Raw genomic sequence first — 22,268 nt, 5'->3', positions numbered from 1 at the left:
GCCGTCACACGGACGTGCGACCACAACACGGTTGTGGAACGGTTGGGCGGATTCGCAGATTGAGAATCGGCTGAACCGGGTATCGAGACCAGATGGCCATCACCGATATCAAGGAGTACAGCCACCTCACCGATGCGGATGTGGAGGCGCTGGGCGCGGAACTCGATGCGATCCGGGCAGACATCGAGGAGTCCCGCGGCGCCCGCGACGCGCGGTACATCGACCGGACGATCAAACTGCAGCGGTCGCTGGCGATCGCGGGCAGGATCGTCCTGTTCGGTAGCCGGAAGAGACCTGCGTGGATTCTGGGTACCGCCTTGATGGGTGCGGCGAAGATCATCGAGAACATGGAACTCGGCCACAATGTCATTCACGGCCAGTGGGATTGGATGAACGATCCCGAGATCCACTCGTCGAACTGGGAGTGGGACAACACCTGCCCGTCGTCGGGGTGGAAGCACTCTCACAACTACGTCCATCACAAGTTCACCAACATCGTGGGTCTCGACAGCGACGTCGGTTACGGGATCCTGCGCATGACCCGGGACCAGAAGTGGTCGCCGGTGTACCTGGCGCAGCCGTTCTACAACGTGCTGCTGGCGTTGCTGTTCGAGTGGGGTGTCGCGCTGCACCACCTGGACGTGGAGAGCATCCGGCGCGGCGACTACGACCGCGCGGAAACCCTCCGCAACGCGAAGGAGGTGGGACGCAAGATTGCGCGGCAGGTCGGCAAGGACTATGTGGTGTTCCCGGCGCTCACCGGCCCGGCATGGAAGAGCACGCTGACGGCGAACATCACGGCCAACGTGATCCGCAACCTGTGGGCCTACGGCGTGATCTTCTGTGGTCATTTCCCGGACGGCGCGGAGAAGTTCACCAAGGAGGAGTTCGAGAAGGAGACCAAGGCCGAGTGGTACCTGCGGCAGATGCTGGGCTCCGCCAACTTCAACGCCGGCCCGGTGCTGGCGTTCATGAGTGGCAACCTCTGCTACCAGATCGAGCACCACGCGTTCCCCGACCTGCCCAGCAACCGTTACGCCGAGATCGGTGTGAAGATGCGGGAACTGTGCGACAAGTACGACCTCCCCTACACGACGGGTTCGCTCCCCCACCAGTACGGACTCACCCTCCGCACCATCTTCAAGCTCGCCCTGCCCAACCGCTTCCTGTCGGCATCCGCGGACGACGCACCGGAGACGGCGTCGGAACTGCGATTCCGCATCCGGGGCGGGATGAAGGAAGTGTTCGGGGTCGACCCTGCGACCGGGAAGCGGCGCGGACTGCGCACCGCGCTGGCGATGATCCGAAACTGACTACGACGTCCACGCGTACCGGAAGCGTTGCGCGACCTCGTCGACCGGTTTCTCCCGGTATTCGGCGAGCTCGTACCCCTTGACCGCCGCGAGCGCTTCCACGATCAGCGGCCCGAACAGATCCCGCGCGAGCGCCGACGACTCGAACGTTCCGAGCACGTCGGACGGCAGGGTCGGGAGGAGATCGACGGCATGGGCGCCGGTCAGTTCCGCCGGGTCGACCGCCACCTCGTCCGGGAGGGGAAGCGCACCGGCGATGCCGTCGTGGGCGGCGCCGAGAATGGCGGCGTTGCTCAGATACGGGTTCGCGGACGGGTCGACGGGTTTGATCTCGAGGTTCGCGCCGTGCGGGTTCCCGGCGGTGTCCGCGCAGAGCCGGACGGCGGCCTCGCGGTTCTCCAGGCCCCAGCAGCGGAACACCCCCGACCACATGCCCGGGCGCAACCGCAGATGCGACAGCGCCGACCCGGCGAGAACGGCCGTGAACTCGGGTAGCGCCCGCAAAATCCCGGCGATGGCCGCGCCACCGGCGGGAGTCAGCCCGTGCGGGCCCGGGCCTCCCGACAGGATCGGCAGATCACCCTCGAAGATCGACACGTGCTGGTGGGCGCCGTTTCCCGCCCCTCCCGCGACGGGCATGGGTGAGAACGACGCCCGCAGCCCCTGGGCGCGCGCGACCCGGCTGATCAGGGTGCGGGCCAGCACCGCATTGTCGGCCGCCTCGACGGGATCCGCGGGGGCGAGCGACACCTCGAACTGGTCGAGCCCCGCCTCGGCGTGGACCTGCTCGATCGGCAGCGCGGCCGTCGACGCCGCCGCGAGCAGGTGCTTGAAGAATTCTTCCTGCGCGAGAACGGCATTGAGGCCGTAGGCGGACCATTCTTCGGCGGTCGCCGCGTCGAAGAGGGTGAACTCGATCTCGTGGCCGATCCGTGCGGTCAGCCCGGACTCCGCCAGCCGCGCCGTCACCCGCCGCAGCGCGCCCCGGGTGCAGGCGGGCGACGGCGTCCCGTCCTGCTCGGTCAGGCACGCCGGCGCCCAGTACGTGCCGTTGCCCAGATCCCGCATGTCATCGCCGTCGATACGCAGACGGAGGTCGCCCACGACGGAGAAGGACGGGGTGAACGCGAGGTGGTCGTCGACGCAGAACACAGTCCAACTCGGCGACGCGCCTGCACCGGAGTCGACGAAGGATTCCAGCCTCGAGATCGGAAAAACTTTCGCCCGGGACACCCCGGCCATGTCGACGATCGAGCCGACGATGCGGTCCGTGTGGCCGAAGCCGCCCTCTGCGCCGCGCATCAGGCCCTCGCCACCGCGGTGGTCCGCGCGAGGAAGCCGAGCACACTGTGCACCGATTCGCGCTGCGCCTGGCCCTGACCTGCGCCCCCGCCGCCGAACGCGATGCCGCCGGTCCACTGCGCGTCGGCGGGGAACATTCCGAGCCGGAGGAGGTGGCCGGCGCCGTCGAACGTCCGGTGTTCGTCGCGCGCGTCGGATCGGCGCCCGAGAAGTGCCGTGGCCATCTCGTCCGACGGCCACAGCTGGTCGTCGGCACCGGTCAGGCACAGCACCGACGCGGTCGCCTGTTCGGACCGCAGCGTCGCCTCCGCCGGTGCGGCCGCGAGCCCGGCCCGGTAGGCGGCCCCCAGGCGCAGCAGGCTCGGCCGGTGCGCGGTGAGGTCGTGATGGGCCCGCCATGCGTTGCGGATCAGCTGGGGCATCAGCACCCCGCCCGGCAGCGGCGCCCACGGCACGTGCCGGCCGTTCCACGTCCACGACGGGGTGCCGGCGATCTCGCCGTCGGGGCCGATCGCCTGCCACGACACCGAACTCGGGCTGATCAGGATCAGCCCGGCGACGGGGAGTTCGCCGACGCAGGCGGAGGCCAACAGGCCCTCCGCGCCGCGCGAAATGGCCATCGCGGTCAGGCGGTTCGCGTCCACCGACGGCTGCGCACCGAGAGCCTCGACCGCGGCTGTGAACCGCTCGAGCGGAATGTTCACCAGCGTCGCGTCGGTGTTCGATTCGTCCACCCACGAATAGGCCAGTGCGGCATACCCGTTGGCGGCCAGCATCCCGATGGTGGAACGTTGGGAGTCGACGCCGCCCTCCGAGCCGCCGAAGCAGGCGACGCCCGGCCACCCGCCGCTCGGAGCGTCGCCGGCGGGCAGCGCGAGCAGGGCGGGCCGGCCGCCGACATCGAGAGAACGGACGGACACTCCGGGGGCGCTCACATGACGCGTCACCGTCCGCCGCGACGTTCCGTCCGGGGTGCTCGCCTCGACGGTGACCAGCCAGGTGTCGGGCGGCGGCACGAAGAGGTCGGGAACCCGGTCTTCGGACACGAAACGCATGGCCCACAGCGGTGCGTCGGCGTCCGCCACGTCCCAATCACCGTGGTCCGGAACCTGTCCGGCGACGTCGACTGTTCCGTCTGCCGGGACGGTGAACGTGGCCTCGGACCGCCACCGCCCACCGAATACGTCGGTCCCGGTGGTGCGGACGGTCACCGACGATCCGGGCCGGGCGCCGCGGACGATCAGCGAGAACGCCTCGTCGTGACGCGACCACGCCGGAACGTCGAGTTCGAGTAACCCTGCCGACACGTCCGCGGCCGGCGCGGGCTGCTCGGCGACCGCCGGCTCCGCCGAAGATTGCGTCTCCAGAAGCTGCGACCGCTTCTCGAACCATCCGGGAAATACCGCGGACACCAGGCCCGCGACGCCCATGAGGGTGAACGGCAGCACCCAGTAGCAGACGACGGACAGGGTGTCGCCGGCGTCGCGCATGGTGGCGTCGCCGTCGACGATCGGTGGGATCAGCGAGAACACGGTCATCAGTCCGAACGCGGCCACCCACATCCACGTCATGGCCGTGGTGATGTACCGGAAGCCGCCGCTCGCCGCCGTCCGGGCGTCCACGGTTGCCACCGCGTACTCGCGCACGAACGGCCGCCCGATCAGGACACCCACCGCCGCGATCGCGAACAACCCGAAGTTGCTGACCGGCTGAAGCCAGCGTTCGAGGACGGCGTCGTCCAAAGTGAGCGCCGCGATCAGCAGCAACGCGAAAACGGCGACGGTGCCGACCTCGAGGGTCCGCCACGGCTGGCCCCGCAACCGTTGCACCACCTGGCCAATCGCCGCGATACCAAACGCGATTGCGACGGCAGCGACGAATCCCGTGTTGCCCACCAGGATCCAGTAGACGATCCACGGTGCGAATCCGATGATGAATCCCATTGCACTGCCCCACTGCTCGGCATACCCGAGCGGACGACGGCCGACCCACACACATTGTCGGCCCTCGGGCGGGCGCGGGGGCCGGATTCACCGAGCCGAGCGGGTGCCGCTCAGGTCACGCACCGAGCAGCTGGTGCGCCCGCAGACCGACGTACAGTTCGGCGGCGTCGATGGGGTCGGAGAAGTCGCGTCCCGTCAGGGTGTGGATTCTGCGCAGCCGGTACAGGACGGTGTTGCGGTGGTAGTGCAGTTGGGTGGCCGCCGCGGTGGTGGATCCGCGACAGGAGAACCAGGCGTCGAGGGTGGCGAGCAGGCTCTCCTGTTCCTCGGTGGGCAGGGCCAGCACCGGTCCGAGGATCTGGTTCGACGCCAGCTTGCCGGCGTCGGGAACGCTGACCAGCAGCAGCGACACCGGCACCGACTCGTAACGGGTGAGGGTGCATCCGCCGTGTCCGGCGCAGCGACGCGCGATCCGTGCCTGCTCCACGGCCCGGCTCGTCCCGCCGGGACGTCCGAACACCGAGCTGACCCCGATCCGGCCGTGACCACTGCGGCCGAGGAGGTCCAACGCGGAATCGAGTACGTCGGCGGTGGCGGCCCACAGCAGTCCGATCCGGCCGTCGACCTCCGTGTCCCACACCGAGTCGACACCCACACCGCGAAGGTCCGACTGCACGACGTCCGCGGCGGACGGGGACGCCGCCGCTTCCACGGACACGACGAGGAACGTGCTGTTCTCCGGGATCCGGAACGTGCGGAGCGCGTCGGCGGCACCGGCCGGGTTGGCGGCGTGGTCACCGAACAGGGTTCTGATCAGCCGGCCCCGCGACTCGGCGTCCTCGCGGGCGCGCAGGTCGGCGGTCTCCCGATATGCCTCCGCGGCGCTGTCCGAATAGACGTCGACGAGCGCCCACACCTGGGCGGCCATGTCGAGCAGGGCGTTGGTGGCGCGGCCCTCCGAGCGGTCCATCAGTTCGTCCCAGATCAGGCGGCCGCCGAGCCGGAACGCGTGGAGTAGCGCCGCGAGGGGCACACCCTGTTCGGCCTTCAACTGTCCCGCCGCGCGCGCCGCCTCGAGCCGGATCGGCGCACTGCCCGCGAGGTTGCCCAGCATCGCCGTCAGATTGTCGACGCACGCCGCGTACAACTGCTCGGGAGTGAGGAGGGTCGCCTCCACGTAGCCGTGCTCGGCCGACAGGATGCGCGAGACGAGTTGCTCGGACAGCTGGTCCACGGACTCCAGCATCGATCCGAGAAGATCGGTGGGCGACGGCGCGACATCCGAGCTGACAGTCATCCGGCAAGACTATCCACCGGGCGTGGTCCGCGCCATACCCTTTTTGTGCGACGGCATAGCCCGCATGTTCACATTGACAGCCGCTGCCTATGGCGCGATGCCCGGAACTGGGACGAGAATCAGTGTTCTACGCCACAGTAGTTTTTCGTTTCTGCGGCGCGGTCCTTCATGTACTCGACTCGAGCGGAGCTGTCCACAGTGAGCACTTCAGAACCCGAGGCCACCTCCACCACCCCCGGCGCGGCCTCCCCACATCCGGAGGTCGACGCCGCCCTCGCCGACCTCGCCGAGGGCGAGAAGACCTGGGCCGACCTCTCCCTCGCCGATCGCAGGGAACTCCTCGACAAGGTGCACGACCTCACCGTGCAGCACGCCGCCGACTGGGTGGACGCCGCGGTCGCGATCAAGGGGCTGGACCCGAAGTCGCCGCTGGTCGGCGAGGAATGGATGTCCGGACCGTACCCGCTGGCCACCGGCACCGCGGCGCTGTCCGCGAGCCTGGCGAAACTCGAATCCGGGGCCAGCCCGCTGGACGGCGCCACGTTCGGCACCGCCCCCGGCGGCCGCACCACTGTCAAGGCGCTGCCCCTGAACATCTTCGACAAGCTGCTGCTCAGCGGATTCAGCGCGGACGTGTGGCTGCAACCGGGAATCGATCGTGCGACGGCACAGCGCGACGCCGGCCTCGCCCAGCGCGACCCGTCGCGGACTCAGGGCATCGGCGTGGTTCTGGGCGCCGGCAACATCACCTCGATCGCCCCGCTCGACACCCTGTACGAACTGATCGCGCACAATCGCGTCGTCGCACTCAAGCTCAACCCCATCACCGACCGGCTGCTGCCCGTACTGACGCGGGTCCTGGAGCCGCTCATCTCGATCGGCGCGGTCCGGTTGCTGACCGGCGGCGCGGAGGTCGGGACGTATCTGGTGCACCACGACCTCGTCGACCACGTGCACATGACGGGCAGCGCACTCACCCACGACGCGATCGTGTTCGGCACCGGCGAGGAGGGTGCGCGGCGCAAGGCTGCGAACGACCCCATCCTCGCCAAGGCCATCTCCAGCGAACTCGGCGGTGTGTCCCCCACCATCGTGCTGCCCGGTGAGTGGAGCCGCGCCGACATCAAGTTCCAGGCCGAACACGTTGCGACGCAACGGCTCCACAACGGCGGCTACAACTGCGTCGCGGCGCAGGCCGTGGTCGTGTCGTCCGAGTGGAAGCAGCGCGACGAGTTCGTGGCCGCCCTGAAAGAGGCCCTCGACACGGCACCGGACCGCGCCGCGTACTACCCCGGCAGCGACTCCCGGGTCGCCGGGGCCACCGCGTCGTTCCCCACCGCCGCACGCCTGGGCGAGAACGGCGGACGCGTCCTGGTCACCGATCTCGAGCCCGGCGCCTACGCCCCACTCCTGCAGACCGAGTACTTCGCTCCGGTGCTCGGCGTGATCGACCTACCCCACGGCGGCGCCGAGTTCGCGGCACACGCCGCCGACCTCGTGAACGAGGACTTCATCGGCACCCTCGGGGTCAACATCGTCGCCGCGCCGCAGACCATCCGCGAGCTGGGCCCGGAGTTCGACTCACTGCTCGAGAGCCTCCGCTACGGGACCATCGCCGTGAACGCGTGGACCGGCGTCGGCTACCTCACCGCCACCGCGACCTGGGGAGCCTTCCCCGGCCACACCCTCGACGACGTCCAGAGCGGCATCGGCGTGGTGCACAACGCCCTCCTCATCGACCGGCCGGAGCGCACCGTCGTCCGGGGCCCGTTCCGCCCGTCGCCGCGGTCGATCCTGAACCGTGAGATGTCCATCTCGCCCAAGCCCCCGTGGTTCGTCACCAACCGAACCGCCGCCACGACGGGCCGATTGCTGACAGGATTTGCCGGTGCACCCTCATGGACCCGGCTGCCGGCGATCTTCGCGTCCGCGCTGCGTGGATGAGGGCTGCGTGTCCTCGATCCCTCACCCCCGTCGAAGTGGAGATGAACGATGAATCAGGAACTGTCTGTGGCCGACTACGTGATCGTGGGGTCGGGTTCGGCAGGTGCCGTGCTGGCCGACCGGCTCAGCGCCGACTCCGGCAGCGAGGTCGTGGTCCTCGAGGCCGGCGGTGAGGACAAGGACAAGTTCGCGCACATCCCCGCCGCATTCTCGAAACTGTTTCGCAGTGAGTTGGATTGGGACTACCTGACCGAGCCGCAACCCGGGCTCGGCGGGCGGACGATCTACTGGCCGCGCGGCAAGATGCTCGGCGGCTCGTCGTCGATGAACGCGATGATGTGGGTGCGCGGGTTCGCCGCCGACTACGACGAGTGGGCCGAACTCAGCGACGACTCCTGGTCGTTCAAGGAAGTGGTCAAGTACTTCCGCCGCATCGAGAACGTGCAGGACGCGTCGGACGCCGACAGCGGAACCGGCGGACCGATCGTCGTCTCGCACCAGCGGAGCCCCCGCGCCCTCACCGGGTCGTTCCTCGCGGCCGCCGAGGAGACCGGCTACCCCGTCGAACGGGCGAACACCACTCGGCCCGAGGGTTTCTCACAGACCATGGTCACGCAGAAGCGGGGCGCCCGGTGGAGCACCGCCGACGCCTACCTCCGGCCGGCGCTGAAACGGAAGAATCTGACCGTCCTCACCGGTGCCCAGGCCACCCGGGTGCTGTTCGAGGGCACCGCCGCCGTCGGCGTCGAGTACGAGAAGGACGGGGTGCGACGCACCATCCGCGCCGCGAAGGAAGTGATCCTCGCCGGCGGGGCGATCAACTCCCCGCAACTCCTCATGCTGTCGGGCATCGGCGACGAGGCACAGTTGCGCGAGCACGGAATCGCGGTGCAGCAGCACCTGCCGGAGGTCGGGAAGAATCTGCTCGACCATCTGGTGTCGTTCCTCGGCTACAGCGTCGACTCGGACTCGCTGTTCACCGCCGAGAAGATCCCCGAGTTGCTCAACTACCTGACCCGTCGCCGCGGCATGCTCACGTCGAATGTGGGCGAGGCGTACGGATTCACGCGCAGTCGGGACGATTTGGCACTGCCCGACCTCGAGATGATCTTCGGGCCGGCGCCGTTCTTCGACGAGGGCCTCATCCCGGCGACCGGTCACGCCGCGGTGATCGGCGCCATCCTCGTGAAACCCGAGAGTCGAGGCGAGATCTCGCTTCGGTCGGCCGATCCCCTCGCCAAGCCGATCATCGATCCCCGCTACCTCAGCGACAGCGACGGAGTCGACCGGCGGGCGATGCTCGAAGGACTACGCCTGTGCGACGCCCTCGCATCGGCTCCGGCGCTGAAGTCGAGGCTCGGCAACATGATTCGCCCGGCGGTCACGCCGAGCACGCCACTCGACGAGATTCTCGCGCGGGCACTGCAGGAGAATGCCCACACCCTCTACCACCCGGTCGGGACGTGCCGCATGGGCAACGACGACGCCAGCGTCGTCACGCCCGACCTGCGGGTGCGAGGGGTCGACAAACTGCGCGTCGCCGACGCGTCGATCATGCCCGCCATCATCCGCGGGCACACCCACGCACCCTCCGTCCTCATCGGTGAGCGGGCGTCGGATCTGATCCGGAACTCGTAGGGCGCTTCGCGCCCCGTGCGCCTTTTTGGTAGCGCTGGCAACCAGAAAGGCGCACGGGCGGCGGAGCCGCCTCAGTACCGGCGCGCCGCGTAGAACGGCATCGAATCGAGGGGCGCCTGCTTCACCGGCTGCCCGGACGTGGGCGCGTGGACGACCGTGCCGTTCCCGGCGTAGAGCCCGACGTGGTTCGCCCCGTTGAACAGGACGAGATCACCCGGCTGCAGGCTGCCCTTGTCGACGGGCGAGCCACCGTTCACCTGGTCGTAGGTGGTGCGGGGTACCGAGATGCCTGCCTGCTTGTACGCCCACTGCACCAGACCCGAGCAATCGAAGGCGTTCGGCCCGGTTGCGCCCCAGACGTACGGCGATCCGATCTTCGATTCGGCGGCCGCGAGAGCCTGCGCGCCGTGGGTGGACGGCAACGCCGGCGGGGCCGGCAGGGGTCCCGGGAGGGGCCCTGGGTTCGGAGCCGGAGCCGGAGCCGGAGGCACTGGCGGCACGCCTGGTACCTCGAACGTCCCAATCCCTGGGATCGTGATCGGCTCCGCTGCAGCGGGAGCAACGGGAAGCAGAAAAGCTCCCACTCCCACACCGGCGGCAATCAGAAGACTGCCGGTCGAAAACTGCAGACGATTGCCCCGACGCAATCTATGCTTGGCCATTGAGCTGAGTCCTTCAATTCATGAGGTTCCGGCGACATCAGTGCCGCTCGGACGAGACGTTAGATAACATCCCGGTCACGGACTCAGCGGACAACGGCCGAATGGCCCATACACATACCTGTTTTCGCAATCCAGGTATATAACGATCAGATCTCGAACCGACCGGTCCGTCATGAAACCCCAGAAACAGGTATGCCTTCAGGCAATTCGGCCCGTTACCGAAGGCATGCGCGTCGTCCACGCTGTTGGGCGTGTCACTGATCCAGAACTCAGAACCCGAGATCTTCGGGGAACCCGCAGTTGCGGACGCCGCGACCCTCACCGTCGTGGGGCGCGGCTCGCCCGTCGTCTTCCTGCACGGATGGGGGCTCACCCCGCGGGTGTACGGCCGCAGCCTGTCGATGCTCGCCCAGCACGGGCACCGCGTCCTCACTCCGACGCTCCCCGGCTTCGGCGGAACTCCCGACCATCCGCCCGAGGCGCGGACCTTCGCCGGTTACGCGGCCTGGCTGGGACGGTTCCTGGACGAGGCGGGAATCAGCGAACCGATCACACTGGTCGGCCACTCCTTCGGCGGGGGCGTCGCCATTCAGGCTGCCCACGACCTTCCGGAGCGGGTCGAACGCCTGGTGCTCGTCAACTCCGTCGGCGGTGGCGCCTGGTCGTCCGACGGCTGGGGAATACGGCCCATCGGCGACAGGCCGCTGTGGGACTGGGGCGCGTCGGCCCTGGGTGAGGCGCTGTCGATCCGGACCATCACCCACACGGCCGCGTCACTCGTCAACGGCTTCCTGCCCAACACGCTGCGAGATCCCGGTGCGGTCTGGCGCACGGCACACCTGGCCAGACGGGCGGACCTGCGCCACGAACTCGGTGTCCTCGCCGACCGGGGCCTACCGGTGTCCCTCGTCTGGGGTCGCGGGGACCGGACGATTCCGCTCGCCAGCTTCGAGTCGATGCGGAAGGCACTCCGCAATCCGCCCGTCCTCACCGTGACGGGCGGCCACGGCTGGCTGATTCACGACCCCACCACGTTCGCCGATACCCTCCGCCGGGCACTCCGCAGCCCGTGAGTGGTTGACGAGTGCAGAGACTCGTTAACCACGCACGGGCGGCGGAGCCGCCTACTTCTCGCCGCGGAACGCCGCACCGGCGAGGGACGTGGACTCCTTGCCGTCGGGGCCGACGGGAACGTCGCCCTCGAGGGTGGTGCGGTACAGGACGCGGGTGACGTCGAGGTGGTCGAGGTCGGTGGGCGCGAGGTGGGCGGTGGCACGGTTGTCCCAGAACGCGAGGCTGCCCGGCGCCCAGCGGAACCGCACCGTGTAGGCGGGATTCGTCACCTCGGCGAACAGCAGGTCCAGCAGGCGGTCGCTCTGCGACGGCGAGACCCCGACGATCCGGCTGGTGAAACCGGGGGTGACGAACAGTGCCCGCTCCCCCGTCACCGGGTGCACTCGGACCACCGGGTGTTCGGTGACGAGCGGGTTCTCCCGCGTCTTCTGGGCGTAGCTGCTGTCCTCGGCCCACTGCGGGTGCCGTCCGCCGAACCGGTGCTCAGCGCGGAGACCGTCGACGAGGCCCTTCAGCGAGTCCGGCAGACCCTCGTATGCGGCGACGAGGTTCGTCCACTGGGTGTCGCCGCCCTGCTCCGGGACGATGTGGGCGCGCAGGATCGTGCCGGCAGGCGGGTTGATCAAAGCGGTGACATCCGTGTGCCACTTGTTGTCGTAGCTGTACTTCTTGCGCCCGAAGCGCTTCTCGTACTTGCGGCTGTCGACAGCGAGGATCTGCGGGAAACCCTCGGGGGCTTCGTCGTCGTACGGGTGCGACGGCGTCACGTCACCGAACTTCCGCGAGAACGCGATCTGTTCGGCATGCCCGATCTCCTGGTCGCGGAAGAACAGGACCTTGTAGCGGTGCAGGGCGTCGCGGACCTGCGCTACCTCGTTGTCGGCCAGTTCTTTCCGGAGGTCGATTCCGGAGATCTCGGCGCCGATGTGCCCGGCGACGGGACGGACCTCGAGTGCGGCGTCGGCGGTCCGATCCGAGTCGGCGGGCGCGGCGGTGGTGAGTGTCATGAGTACTCCTGGTTTCGGGCTGAATCGATACGTCGCGATCATCATCGAATCCCGAACCACGGTGCTACAACGGTATTTTCACAATGCGAAAAAGGTTCACCCTGAGTTTTTCCCTACCGGAACGCGGGAAATGCAGTTCCGGCCCCTGCGCCGATCCGCGCCGCGACGCCGCGCATCGGCGGCACGATCTCCCGCACCAGTTCGTCGGTGAGTCGCCGGCGCAGTGCCTGGACCCCCAACGCGCCGCGGGGCCGTCCCTCGGGGTCGAGAACGGGAACCGCGACGGCGAGCACGTCCCGGTTCTCGGAGGAGAAAGCCGCGGCGTACCCCAGCCTCCGGACCCGTTCGAGGTCGGAGGACGCCGTCACCGAACTGCTTCGCCGTGCGGACGCCGTGCCGAACGCCAGGATCGCCATCCCCATCACGCTGCTCTGCAGCGGTTGGCGTGCCCCGGGCAGCTGATGCGTGCAGAACCGTTCGGGTGGGCGTGCCGAGAAGACGGTGACCGCGACGTCGTCCCTCGCGACCCCGAGGCTGGTCGTCAGCTTCACATGCGCGGCGAGCGAATACAGATGCGGGGCGAACGATTCGGCGTCGAGACGCCCCAGCGATGGGACGGCGAGGGAGATCAGGCTCGGCCCCACCCGATAGCAGTCGGTCCGCTCGTCACGCTCGAGTAGTCCGCCGCGGACGAGGGCCTGCACGATGCGATACGCGGTGCTGACGGCCAACCCGGTGCGGGCGGCGAGCGCGCTGACGGTCAGGTCGGTGGCGCCCTCGAAGCAGGCGAGTACCGCGATTGCCCGTTCCACCGCCTGCGAGCCCGACCGCGGTGACGTCACGAGGCCCTCCTTACCGTCTGAACGAACTCAGGCCGACCGTGCGGCGCCGTACTCGGGAAGCGGCACAGCGAAACGCTCACGCAGGGTCTTCTCCGCGTATTCGTGGCGGAAGAGCCCCCGCTTGCGGAGCAGGGGCACCACTTCGTCGACGAAGGTGTCGAGTCCGGACGGCAACGCGTCGGGCATCAGGTTGAATCCGTCGGCCGCCTCGGCGCGGAACCACGCCTCGATGGTGTCGGCCACCTGTCCCGGTGTGCCGATCACGGCGCGGTGCCCGCCACCGCCGTCCAACTCGCGAAGGAGCTGGGCCACGGTCAGATTCCGCTCACGCGCCAGCCCGACCACTGATTCGCGGAACCCGAGGGAACCCGCGAACGTCGCCGGGTCGGGCGGCCCGTCCAGCAGCGATGCCGGGATCGGCTGGTCGAGGTCGAGTTCCGCGAGCGGGACTCCGAGGGTCAGACTCAGCCGGTCCCAGCCGAACTTCGCGGGGACGTGGGTGCGGAGTTGTTCGTGTCGAGCGACGGCCTCCGCTTCGGTCGAGCCGATGACCGTGATCAGCCCGGGCAGGATCTTCACGTCGTCGGGATTGCGGCCGCCCGCCCGCGCCACGTCCTTGACGTGCTTGTAGTGCCTGCGCCCGGCGTCGAGCGTCAGCTCCGCGGAGAAGACGCCGTGCGCGGTGCGTCCGGCGAGGGCACGGCCGGCGGGTGACCCGCCTGCCTGGATGAGGGGCGGCTGTCCCTGCTCCGACGACGGCACCCGCAGCACGCCGTCGACGTCGAAGAATTCGCTGTGATGCGACACCGGGACACCGCTCCGGGCGCTCTCCCACAGCGCGGTCACCACGCCGACGAACGCCTCGGAGCGGCGATAGCGGTAGTCGCGGTCCGGAATCTGGTCGAATCCGAAATTGGCCGCGGCCGTCGGCGAATACGTGGTGACCACGTTCCACGCCACCCGGCCGCCGCTCAGGTAGTCGAGGGAGAGGAAGCGTTCGGCGAGATCGCGCGGGTCGTTGAACGTGGTGGAGGCGGTCCCGATCAGGCCCAGGTTCTCGGTGGCCGTCGCCACGGCCGCCAGGATCACCGACGGTTCCAGCGCCCGGGTCGGCTTCACCCGGGGGTTCTCCCAGAAGCCGGGACCGTCGGCGAGGAAGAACGCGTCGAGGGTGCCACGCTCGGCGATCTGCGCGATCCTGGTGAAGTGATCGAGGTCGACGAACGAGTGCGCGTGCACGTCGTCGAGCGTCCACGCTCCGGGGGCGATTCCCACGTCGAGCACGTTCACGTTGAGCACCAGTTGGCGTCGGGATCTACTCACGGCAGTGCCTTCCGAATCAGAAGAATCCGGTGTCCGGAAGCGGGGTCTCGTTGACCACGAGGTCGCCGATCACCCGCGCCTTGTACACCGTCGGGTTGTGGGAGAACAGGGTTCGCAGGTTGCGCCAGTGCCTGTCCAGGTGCGCCGACTCCCGGGTGGCCGAGGCGCCGCCGACCTCGAACAGTCGGGTGGCCGCTCGGAGCGCGATGTCCTCGATGGCGACCTTCACCTTGGCGGCCAGTACCGCGGCCTCCTGCTCGAGTCGGGCGTCGACGCCGGAGGTGCGCGCGACGTCCGCGGCCACATCCTGTGCTGCGGCGGCCGCCCGGACCACGGACTCCGCCGCGAAGGCGGCCGCAGAGAGGGTTCCGACGATCTCGAGCAACTGCGGGTCGTGCCGTGGTTCCTCGGCCACTGCGAACACGAAGCTGCGCTTGCGGCCGCGGATCAGCTCGGCGGACTCGGCCGTGACGGTGCGGAGGATGCCCGCCGCGATCGCGTGCAGGTACAACTGGGGAAGCGCCTGCCGCGGCCGGGTCTCCTCGTCGCCACCGCGGAACGGCAGCGTCTCGGACTCCTCGATGGCAACGTTCTCGAACACCGTCGTCCCGCTGCCGGTGTGGCGCTGGCCGATTCCGTCCCAGTCGTCCTTGTGGACGATGCCCGCCCGGTCGGCGGGAACGATGGCGCTGAGCGCCTTGCCGTCCGGGAGGTTGGCGGAGACCCGGATGAAATCGGAGTACAGCGAACCGGTGCTGTAGAACTTGACCCCGTTCAGGCGGTATCCGCCGGGATCCGGTGTCAGAGTGGTTTCGAAGCTGTAGGAGCCGACGGCGCGGGTGCTCAGTTCCGAGGATGCGCCACCGAACAGTGTGCCCGACAGGATCTCCGGCAACCATGCGTCCTTGCGCTCCGTGCGTGGGGCACGCAGCACTTCCTCGACGAACGCGTAGTGGACCCTGACGATGTGTGGCACATCGGGATCGGCCTCGGCGAGGTCGATCACCAGATCGAAGAGATCCTGCAAGGTGTAGCCACCGCCGCCGTGTTCCCGCGGCACCCGCACGGCCCCGAGCCGGTGTTCGCGGATCAACTCGACGGCCCGTTGCGGGCCCTCGGTCCCGCCACGGGCGCGCCGCCGCGCGGCGTCCTCGGCGATCACGGCGATCACGGCCGCCAGTTCGGCGGAGCCGCGGGCCGGCGGACGCACCGCCTCCGGCGCGGGGGTCTCGGATACCGCTGTCATGGTGAATCTCCTGTCTTCGGTGGAATGCTCAGCTGACCGGGAACGCGCTGCGGCCGCCGGACAGTACGGTCTCCGCCGCCTGCAAGCCCAGGCGGTCACGCAGGGTGCGCCGCGGGTCCCGGAGGATCGGTTCCCGCCGTACCGCGCCGAGCAGGGCGGGCAGGGTTGCCGTGGTGGCCCCTCGGAAGACGACACCGTCGGCCTCCGTCGCCAGAGGGGAAACGCCGCCGGGCGCCCAGTGCCGGTCGGTCAGTACCACCTGGTCACGGGCGGCATCGGGGTCGAAGTGCGCCCGATAGCGGCGCACCGCATCCTCGTCCGCGAGGATCACGGCGTCGGCCGTGCGCCGCGCCGCCACCAGTTCGGCCTCGTTCGCGGGGCGCCAGAAGACGGGCGGCTTGCGTTGCGGTGGCTCGGGGACGTTGAGGGGGCCCGACACGGAGAACGTGCCCGCATGATCGATATAGACGATCCGCTCGGATTCCGCGAAGACGCCGCGCTCGGCGTCGTCGACGATGCTGTCGCCCGGCCAGCTCTCCCACAACTTCCGGACCACCGACACGGCATCGACCGCGGCGTCCACCGGGCCCGAGCCGATCAGCCACCCGGCCCTGCCGTGGGATCCGTGGTCGAGCGAGCCGAGGCGGCGCGCGAGATTGAACGGGTGATCGCGGACGGGAGCACCGGCCACCACCAGTCCGACCGACGTCGTGTGACGTGCCAGGACGGTGGCGGCCACGGTCGCATCGATCGTCGCGTGACTCGGCTGCCCCGCGTCCAGGCGGTCACCGCCGAGAACGACGAAGTCGATTCCCGACTCGTCGATGCCGCGCCCGAACTCTTCTCGCCGCGCCGGCTGCCTCGGGTCGAGCAGTTCGGTGACGACTGCGGCGTCGACGTGCAGTCCGACGACGGAATGTCGGCTCATGACGGTTCCCCTTTCCGCGATAGTCGTTACCTTCCCAGAGCATCGCTCACGGGACGAGCGTTGCGCTCAGTCTGATTCTGGACGTGTGTCGATATGAAAAGTTCTGTCCCCCAACATCAGTCACTTGCGTTCCGTCACGTGTCGTAGAACCAGGGCACAGAGTTGGCCGCGTTGCCGAAGTCGTGGATGTCCGGAGCGGGAATCGAACGAGACGCGCAGGTTCCGTGTTCCGCTCACGCTGCGGCGAAGGCTGTACGACACACCGAGGCGGGCCGTACCGTCGCCCGTGTGATCACCGTCTGGATCATCGCGGGTGCGTTCCTCCTGTTCCGTGGGGTTCCGGGCGTCCTCGCGCTGTGGAGATCCCGGTCGTGGACCGGGTCCGAGTGCTCGGTCGTCGATGTACGACCGTCGATCACCTACTCGTATCGGGTCGGAAGCGACGAGTTCGTCGGTCAGCGGCGGACATTCGATCCCGGATCGACGCTCGGCGCCTCGCTGTCCGATGCAGGTAGGGGCGAATTCGTTGCCGGACAGTCTCTCTGGCTGTGGTACGACCCGCGGGATCCGCGGTCCAGCGTCCTCCGGCGCAGTGCGTCCGTATCGATGTTGCTGGTGATCCTGGGACTGACATCCCTCACCCTCGCGACATCCACCCTCTTCTCAGGAGATACCCCTTGACATCACGTCAGCAGACCCTCAAACCGACAACGGGAGACCTCCGATGAGTGTGATCCAGCGCAGCAGGACCTTCCACGGACTCGCACTCGGTGAGCGCCTGCTCGTCGACGCCATTCGCCGCGGCCGGATCGACGAACTCGCCGCATTCATCACCCGCACGGGCGCGGACTTCGTCCTGCTCGGCGTCGAGCGGGTGTCGCGGACCGCTCCCCGGCCCACCGCCGCCCTGTCGCCCAGCGTGTCCGCCGCAGCACTGATCGCCGCCACCGACGATGTCGGTGTATTCGTCACCGCGGTTCCCCACCTCGACCACCCGTACAACCTGGCTCGCCGGCTCGCATCGCTCGATCACACCAGCCGCGGCCGGGTCGGCTGGCTCACCGGTGTGGAAGACCGATCGGCGCCGGGAAACCTGGCTTCTGCGGGGGTCTGGATCGATGCCGGACCGAGTCCCGCAGCCACGACCGATGCGATCCACGCCTCCCGCACACTGTGGGAGAGCTGGCCGGCCGACACGATCCGTGGACGCCCGCACGACGTGCGTTTCGCCGATTCCGACCGGATCGTCTACGCCGACCACCGCGGGGTCTTCGACATCGCCGGCCCCCTCAACGTGCCCACCCCGCCGCAGCAGAAGATTCCCGTCGCGTGGTGGGCGCAGGACGGCGACGACATCGTCTCCGCCGCCGAGGTTTCCGACATCGTCGTGCTGGACGGCAGCCAGGTCGACCGTCACGGGCAGGCTGTGCGCGAGCGCGCCTTGCTGTTCGTCGTCGACGATCCAGGCGCCACCGACGTGGACGGTCACATCGCGACCGTCACCGACCTCGACGCCGGGTTCGCCGCGTGGACGAGGCCGGCTCGGCCCCGCGGGTACCGGCAGCGGTCACTCCGGGCGACGCTGCGGCTGCCCGATCCGGCGCCGGCGCCGGCCCACCGCCGTCCGGTCTATCCGGGCGCGCAGAACTAACGGTCCTTCCGATCAAGTCGATTCTTAGGCATGACTTTCCGTTTACCCACGCCTATCGTTTCGGGAATCCACCGGCCCGTCCACGGGCCGGGATTTCCGTCCCGACGGCCGACCGAGGTGCCGTCATCCGACACAGGTGGTTCAGCATGATCGAAGTCCGTTCCGTCACGAAACGATTCGGGAACAGATCCCGTTCCGTCGAAGTGCTCCACGACATCGACTTCTCCGTCGGCACCGGCCAGATCGCGGCGGTGATCGGACAGAGCGGTGCGGGCAAGACCACGCTGTCGCGCATCATCAGCCTGCTGGAGCGTCCGTCCGAGGGCCGCATTCTGCTCGACGGCACCGACGTCTCGGGACTGTCCGAACGCCGGCTCCGGGATCAGCGTCGCGCGATCGGCACGATCTTCCAGGCGTCGAGCCTCCTCGCCCGCCGCACGGCGGCGGAGAATGTGGCCCTGCCCCTCGAATTCGCCGGTGTGGGCCGCTCCGAGCGGCGAACACGGGTGGCGGAGCTGCTCGAGCGGGTGGGACTGTCCGACAAGGCCGACCTCTACCCCCGGCAGCTGTCCGGCGGGCAGCGGCAGCGCGTGGGGATTGCCCGCTCGCTGGCACTCGCTCCCAAGGTCCTGGTGTCGGACGAGGCAACGTCGGGGCTCGATCCCAATACCACGCGATCCATCCTCGCGTTGCTGCGCGAACTGCGCGACGACCTCGGGCTGACGATCGTGCTGATCACCCACGAAATGGATGTCGTCCGGCAGGTCGCGGACGTCGTCACCGTCCTCGACGCGGGGCGGGTGGTGGAATCGGGCCCGGTGATCGAACTCCTCCGCGATCCGCACTCCGAACTCGGCGTCGGCCTCCTCCCCGATCGTTCCCACATCACCGCGGAGGACCGGGACGTGCTCTGGCACGTCACCTACGGCTCCGACACCGTTCCCACCAACTGGATCGAGCTTCTCGGCAAGACCACCGGCCGGTCGATCGGCGTGCTGTCCGGGACCGTGGAATCGGTCGGCGGGCGCCCGGCGGGGCGGGTCACCATCTCGGTGGCCGGTGAGCATCCGTCCGTCGGCGACCTGCTGTCGTCCTGGGGTCTGCACGGAACCCGGGTCGACGACGACGCGTCCGCGCGGACCACCGAGGAGGCCGCGGCATGAGCGCCCCGGACAGTGTCGTTCTCGCCATTTCGACTCCGGTCGAGGAACTTCCCGAGCTGTTCCTCCCCGCCCTGCAGCAGACCGTGCAGATGGTCGGGATCACGGTGATCCTGGCGATCCTGCTGGGCACTCCGCTGGCGGTCATCCTGCACAACACCGCGCCCCGGGGGCTGTTCCCCAACCCGGCGGTCAACGCGGTGGCGGGCTGGGTGGTCAACCTCGGTCGATCGCTGCCCTTCCTGGTGCTGATGGCCGCCATCATTCCGTTCACCCGATTCGTCGTCGGCACCTCGCTCGGGGTGCAGGCGGCGGCGGTTCCGATGACGCTGGCCGCGACACCGTACGTCGCGCGTCTGATCGAGAATTCGCTGCGGGACGTTCCCCCCGAAGTGGTGGAAGTGGGCCGGGCCTCGGCCGGGTCGAACTTTCAGATCATCCGCAAAGTGCAACTCCACGAAGCTGTTCCGACCATCATCGGCGCTCTGACCATCGCGCTGATCGGCATCCTCGACATGTCGGCGATCGCGGGAGCGGTGGGCGCAGGCGGCATCGGCAACCTCGCCATCGCCTACGGCTACAACCGATTCGACAACACCGTGATGATCACGACGGTCATCGCCCTCGTGGTACTGGTCCAGGTCATCCAGCTCGTCGGCGACCTGGCCGCCCGCCTCACCAACCGGCGCTGAGCCTTCCTTCACATTCACCCAGATCAGAGGACAACACCCATGACGACTCGACCCCGCTCGGTGACGCGCGCCCGTGCTGTGGCGGCAGGCGGACTGACGGCCACACTGCTTCTCCTCCTCACCGCGTGCGGCGCGGTCGGGGGCAACGACCGAACCGAAGGTGACGGCCCGCAGACGACGTTCAAGATCGGATACACCGCCGGATCGATCCTGGACGAGAAGCTCGCCAAGGAAGTCGCGAAACTCGCCCCCGACCACGGCATCACCGTCGAACCCGTGCAGATCGAGGATTCGAAGCTCAAGAATCTCGCGGTCTCCCAGGGCGACATCGACGCCAACCACAGCCAGCATCAGGAGTGGATGCGCGTGCAGAACGAGGACGGCAACCTCGGACTGCATGCGGCCGGAGACTGGTACGTCCTCAAGTTCTCGGGATATTCCGAGAAGTACGGCAAGCTCGAGGATCTCCCGAAGGGCGCGAAGGTCGCCATCCCCGACGACCCGTCGAATCAGGCGCAGGCACTGCAGACCCTGCAGGATCTCGGCCAGCTGACCCTGAAGGACGGTGTCGACCGTCGCGCGTGACCATCCGCGACGTGAAGGACAACCCGAAGTCGTTCGAGTTCACCGAGGCCGCGCTGGCGCAGTTGCCGCGCACGCTGCCCGACGTCGACCTGGCACTGGGCTGGCGGTCCAACTTCGACCTCGCCGACGTCCCCGACGACAAGATCGTCTTCAACGCCCCCGCCTACGAGTTGTACTGGATCGAGGTCGTCATCAACGAGAAGAACAAGGACAACCCCGACTTCGCGCCGCTGCTCGACACCTACCACGACCCGCGGATCGGCCAGCTCATCGACAGCGACCCGTTCTTCTCCCGGGTGGCGCAGAGCATCGAATCGGCGCGAGCCACCGACCGCAGCCAGACCAACATCGACGGCGCGGCCGCGAAGCCGGCCGGCTGATGCCCGCGCAACGAGAGGTCATCCTCAACGTCAACGTGCTGGACGTGGGTTTCCACCCGTCCGCGTGGCGGGCTCCCGACCTGCACCCGACGTCGTTCATCGACCCGGACTATTACACCGAGGTCGCGACGATCGCCGAGCGCGGCACCCTCGACGCGCTGTTCCTCGCGGACGGTCCTGCGCTCCGCGAGGATCCCGCCGTGAAGCCGACGCGGGCCCTCGAACCCACCACCGTGCTCGGGGTGGTGGCGAGCGCGACCGAGCACCTCGGGCTGATCGGCACGGCGTCGACGACGTTCAACGATCCGTTCGATCTGGCGGACCGGTTCCTTTCCCTCGACGTCGTGTCCGGTGGACGGGTGGCGTGGAATGTGGTGACCACGTTCCACGCCGGGACCGCCCACAACTTCGGTCTCTCCCGGATTCCCGACCGCGAGTCGCGGTATCGCCGGGCCACGGAGTTCGTGGACGTCGTCACCGCGCTGTGGGAATCGGCGACCACCCGGGTCCCGGTGCACCACGACGGGGAGTACTTCCACGTTCACGGCGCACTGCCCGTGCCGCCGTCGCCTCAGGGCCACCCCCTGCTCGTGCAGGCCGGCGGCTCCCCGCAGGGCCGCGCGCTGGCCGGTCGCAGCGCCGACGCGGTGTTCTCGGCGGAGCTCACGCTCGACGCCGGGCGTCAGCACTACCGGGAAGTGAAGGATGTCGCCCGCGCAGCCGGTCGGGATCCCCAGGCGGTGAAGATCCTTCCCGGGCTCGTCACGGTGGTGGGGAGCACCGAGGCCGAGGCGATCGCCCGGTACGAGGACTGGGAATCCAAGGCCGCCGACGGTTTCTCCGCCGAACGGCTGGGCGGCATGCTCGGTGTCGACCTGAGCTCCCTCGACCCGGACCGGCCGATCCCGGAGGAGTTGCTTCTCGCCCCGGTCGATCCGTCGTTCTCCGGCTCGCTGGGGTTCCGGGAGGCCGTCGTGCGGCTGGCGCTCGAGAGCCGGTATTCGGTGTCCGAACTGCTTCGCAAGGCGGGCGGCTTCGGTCACCGGCTGGTCGTCGGCTCACCCGAGCAGATCGCCGACACCATCGAGGAATGGTTCCTGGCTGGCGCGGCGGACGGATTCAACCTGATGCCGGACGGATTCCCTTCCGGGCTCACCGATTTCGTCGATCACGTCGTGCCGATCCTCCGCGCGAAGGGGATCTTCCGGTACGAGTACGCCGAATCCACCCTCCGCGAACGCTTCGAGGGCGCTCCGCTCCCCGTGAGTGGTTAGGTTCAGC

At 68.7% G+C, this 22,268-nt stretch carries 20 protein-coding genes; 11 read left to right on the top strand and 9 right to left on the bottom strand.

Translation table 11 applies throughout. From position 1 onward, the window contains the following. The first annotated feature begins 92 nt into the window (after window positions 1-92). The gene (locus QM841_RS05710; RefSeq protein ID WP_065491920.1) at window positions 93-1,313 is read left to right on the top strand and encodes a fatty acid desaturase family protein; all 1,221 of its coding nucleotides are present in this window, start codon (window positions 93-95) and stop codon (window positions 1,311-1,313) included. Here the strand turns inward: QM841_RS05710 and QM841_RS05705 are convergent, their stop codons facing one another. The 3 genes from QM841_RS05705 to QM841_RS05695 all read right to left on the bottom strand — a co-directional run bounded on the left by QM841_RS05705 (window position 1,314) and on the right by QM841_RS05695 (window position 5,855). Beyond that, window positions 1,314-2,615, bottom strand: coding sequence for a type I glutamate--ammonia ligase (locus tag QM841_RS05705; RefSeq protein WP_283331234.1), 1,302 nt, complete (start codon window positions 2,613-2,615; stop codon window positions 1,314-1,316). After that, window positions 2,615-4,558, bottom strand: coding sequence for an acyl-CoA thioesterase/bile acid-CoA:amino acid N-acyltransferase family protein (locus QM841_RS05700; RefSeq protein WP_283331233.1), 1,944 nt, complete (start codon window positions 4,556-4,558; stop codon window positions 2,615-2,617). Before QM841_RS05700 ends, QM841_RS05705 begins: the two co-directional genes overlap by 1 nt. 115 nt (window positions 4,559-4,673) lie before the next feature. Beyond that, window positions 4,674-5,855: a PucR family transcriptional regulator gene (locus QM841_RS05695; protein WP_283331232.1), complete on the bottom strand. Its 1,182-nt coding sequence runs from the start codon at window positions 5,853-5,855 to the stop codon at window positions 4,674-4,676. Between the two features lie 198 nt (window positions 5,856-6,053). On the opposite strand from QM841_RS05695, the gene QM841_RS05690 reads away from it, so the two are divergent. Together QM841_RS05690 and QM841_RS05685 are read left to right on the top strand one after the other, a co-directional pair. Next, window positions 6,054-7,799, top strand: coding sequence for an aldehyde dehydrogenase family protein (locus tag QM841_RS05690; protein WP_283331231.1), 1,746 nt, complete (start codon window positions 6,054-6,056; stop codon window positions 7,797-7,799). Window positions 7,800-7,847: 48 nt separating this feature from the next. Next, window positions 7,848-9,437 (top strand): GMC family oxidoreductase, encoded by a 1,590-nt coding sequence (locus QM841_RS05685; protein WP_283331230.1) that lies wholly within the window; start codon window positions 7,848-7,850, stop codon window positions 9,435-9,437. A 71-nt stretch (window positions 9,438-9,508) separates the two neighbouring features. Here QM841_RS05685 and QM841_RS05680 read toward each other — a convergent pair whose 3' ends face one another. After that, on the bottom strand, window positions 9,509-10,099 hold the full coding sequence (locus tag QM841_RS05680; protein ID WP_283331229.1) for a C40 family peptidase: 591 nt from the start codon (window positions 10,097-10,099) through the stop codon (window positions 9,509-9,511). A 245-nt stretch (window positions 10,100-10,344) separates the two neighbouring features. On the opposite strand from QM841_RS05680, the gene QM841_RS05675 reads away from it, so the two are divergent. Continuing rightward, on the top strand, window positions 10,345-11,172 hold the full coding sequence (locus QM841_RS05675) for an alpha/beta fold hydrolase (protein WP_349307386.1): 828 nt from the start codon (window positions 10,345-10,347) through the stop codon (window positions 11,170-11,172). A gap of 51 nt (window positions 11,173-11,223) precedes the next feature. On the opposite strand, the gene QM841_RS05670 is transcribed toward QM841_RS05675, so the two are convergent. From QM841_RS05670 to QM841_RS05650, 5 genes are all read right to left on the bottom strand, one after another. Beyond that, a complete protein-coding gene (locus tag QM841_RS05670; RefSeq protein ID WP_283331227.1) occupies window positions 11,224-12,180 on the bottom strand; it encodes a TauD/TfdA dioxygenase family protein in 957 nt (318 codons plus the stop codon). 113 nt (window positions 12,181-12,293) lie between these two features. Then, window positions 12,294-13,022 carry an IclR family transcriptional regulator gene (locus QM841_RS05665; RefSeq protein ID WP_283331226.1) on the bottom strand — a complete coding sequence of 243 codons (729 nt, stop codon included), beginning with the start codon at window positions 13,020-13,022 and terminating at the stop codon, window positions 12,294-12,296. Between the two features lie 27 nt (window positions 13,023-13,049). Continuing rightward, window positions 13,050-14,345: an LLM class flavin-dependent oxidoreductase gene (locus tag QM841_RS05660; protein ID WP_283331225.1), complete on the bottom strand. Its 1,296-nt coding sequence runs from the start codon at window positions 14,343-14,345 to the stop codon at window positions 13,050-13,052. Between the two features lie 16 nt (window positions 14,346-14,361). After that, window positions 14,362-15,591: an acyl-CoA dehydrogenase family protein gene (locus QM841_RS05655; protein WP_283331224.1), complete on the bottom strand. Its 1,230-nt coding sequence runs from the start codon at window positions 15,589-15,591 to the stop codon at window positions 14,362-14,364. Window positions 15,592-15,619: 28 nt separating this feature from the next. Then, entirely contained in the window at window positions 15,620-16,519 is a 900-nt protein-coding gene (locus tag QM841_RS05650) for an LLM class flavin-dependent oxidoreductase (protein ID WP_283331223.1), read from the bottom strand. Between the two features lie 288 nt (window positions 16,520-16,807). Here QM841_RS05650 and QM841_RS05645 point away from each other — a divergent pair, with 288 nt between their 5' ends. From QM841_RS05645 to QM841_RS05615, 7 genes are all read left to right on the top strand, one after another. Then, window positions 16,808-17,200, top strand: coding sequence for a DUF3592 domain-containing protein (locus QM841_RS05645; protein ID WP_283331222.1), 393 nt, complete (start codon window positions 16,808-16,810; stop codon window positions 17,198-17,200). Between the two features lie 43 nt (window positions 17,201-17,243). Beyond that, window positions 17,244-18,170, top strand: coding sequence for an LLM class flavin-dependent oxidoreductase (locus QM841_RS05640; protein WP_283331221.1), 927 nt, complete (start codon window positions 17,244-17,246; stop codon window positions 18,168-18,170). A gap of 146 nt (window positions 18,171-18,316) precedes the next feature. After that, window positions 18,317-19,333, top strand: coding sequence for a methionine ABC transporter ATP-binding protein (locus QM841_RS05635; protein ID WP_283331220.1), 1,017 nt, complete (start codon window positions 18,317-18,319; stop codon window positions 19,331-19,333). Next, window positions 19,330-20,022: a methionine ABC transporter permease gene (locus QM841_RS05630; protein ID WP_283331219.1), complete on the top strand. Its 693-nt coding sequence runs from the start codon at window positions 19,330-19,332 to the stop codon at window positions 20,020-20,022. Before QM841_RS05635 ends, QM841_RS05630 begins: the two co-directional genes overlap by 4 nt. 39 nt (window positions 20,023-20,061) lie before the next feature. Further along, on the top strand, window positions 20,062-20,607 hold the full coding sequence (locus QM841_RS05625) for a MetQ/NlpA family ABC transporter substrate-binding protein (protein WP_283331218.1): 546 nt from the start codon (window positions 20,062-20,064) through the stop codon (window positions 20,605-20,607). Beyond that, on the top strand, window positions 20,604-20,987 hold the full coding sequence (locus tag QM841_RS05620) for a MetQ/NlpA family ABC transporter substrate-binding protein (RefSeq protein WP_283331217.1): 384 nt from the start codon (window positions 20,604-20,606) through the stop codon (window positions 20,985-20,987). The genes QM841_RS05625 and QM841_RS05620 overlap by 4 nt, the downstream gene beginning before the upstream one ends. Next, complete coding sequence (locus QM841_RS05615; protein WP_283331216.1) at window positions 20,987-22,261, top strand: LLM class flavin-dependent oxidoreductase; 1,275 nt, start codon at window positions 20,987-20,989, stop codon at window positions 22,259-22,261. The genes QM841_RS05620 and QM841_RS05615 overlap by 1 nt, the downstream gene beginning before the upstream one ends. Window positions 22,262-22,268: the final 7 nt, after the last annotated feature.

It is taken from the genome of Rhodococcus sp. IEGM 1307 (genome assembly GCF_030056915.1).
Classification (GTDB): domain Bacteria; phylum Actinomycetota; class Actinomycetes; order Mycobacteriales; family Mycobacteriaceae; genus Rhodococcus_F; species Rhodococcus_F opacus_D.
The sequence above is the reverse complement of the archived record's forward strand: the minus strand, read 5'-3'. Positions and strand labels throughout refer to the sequence as shown.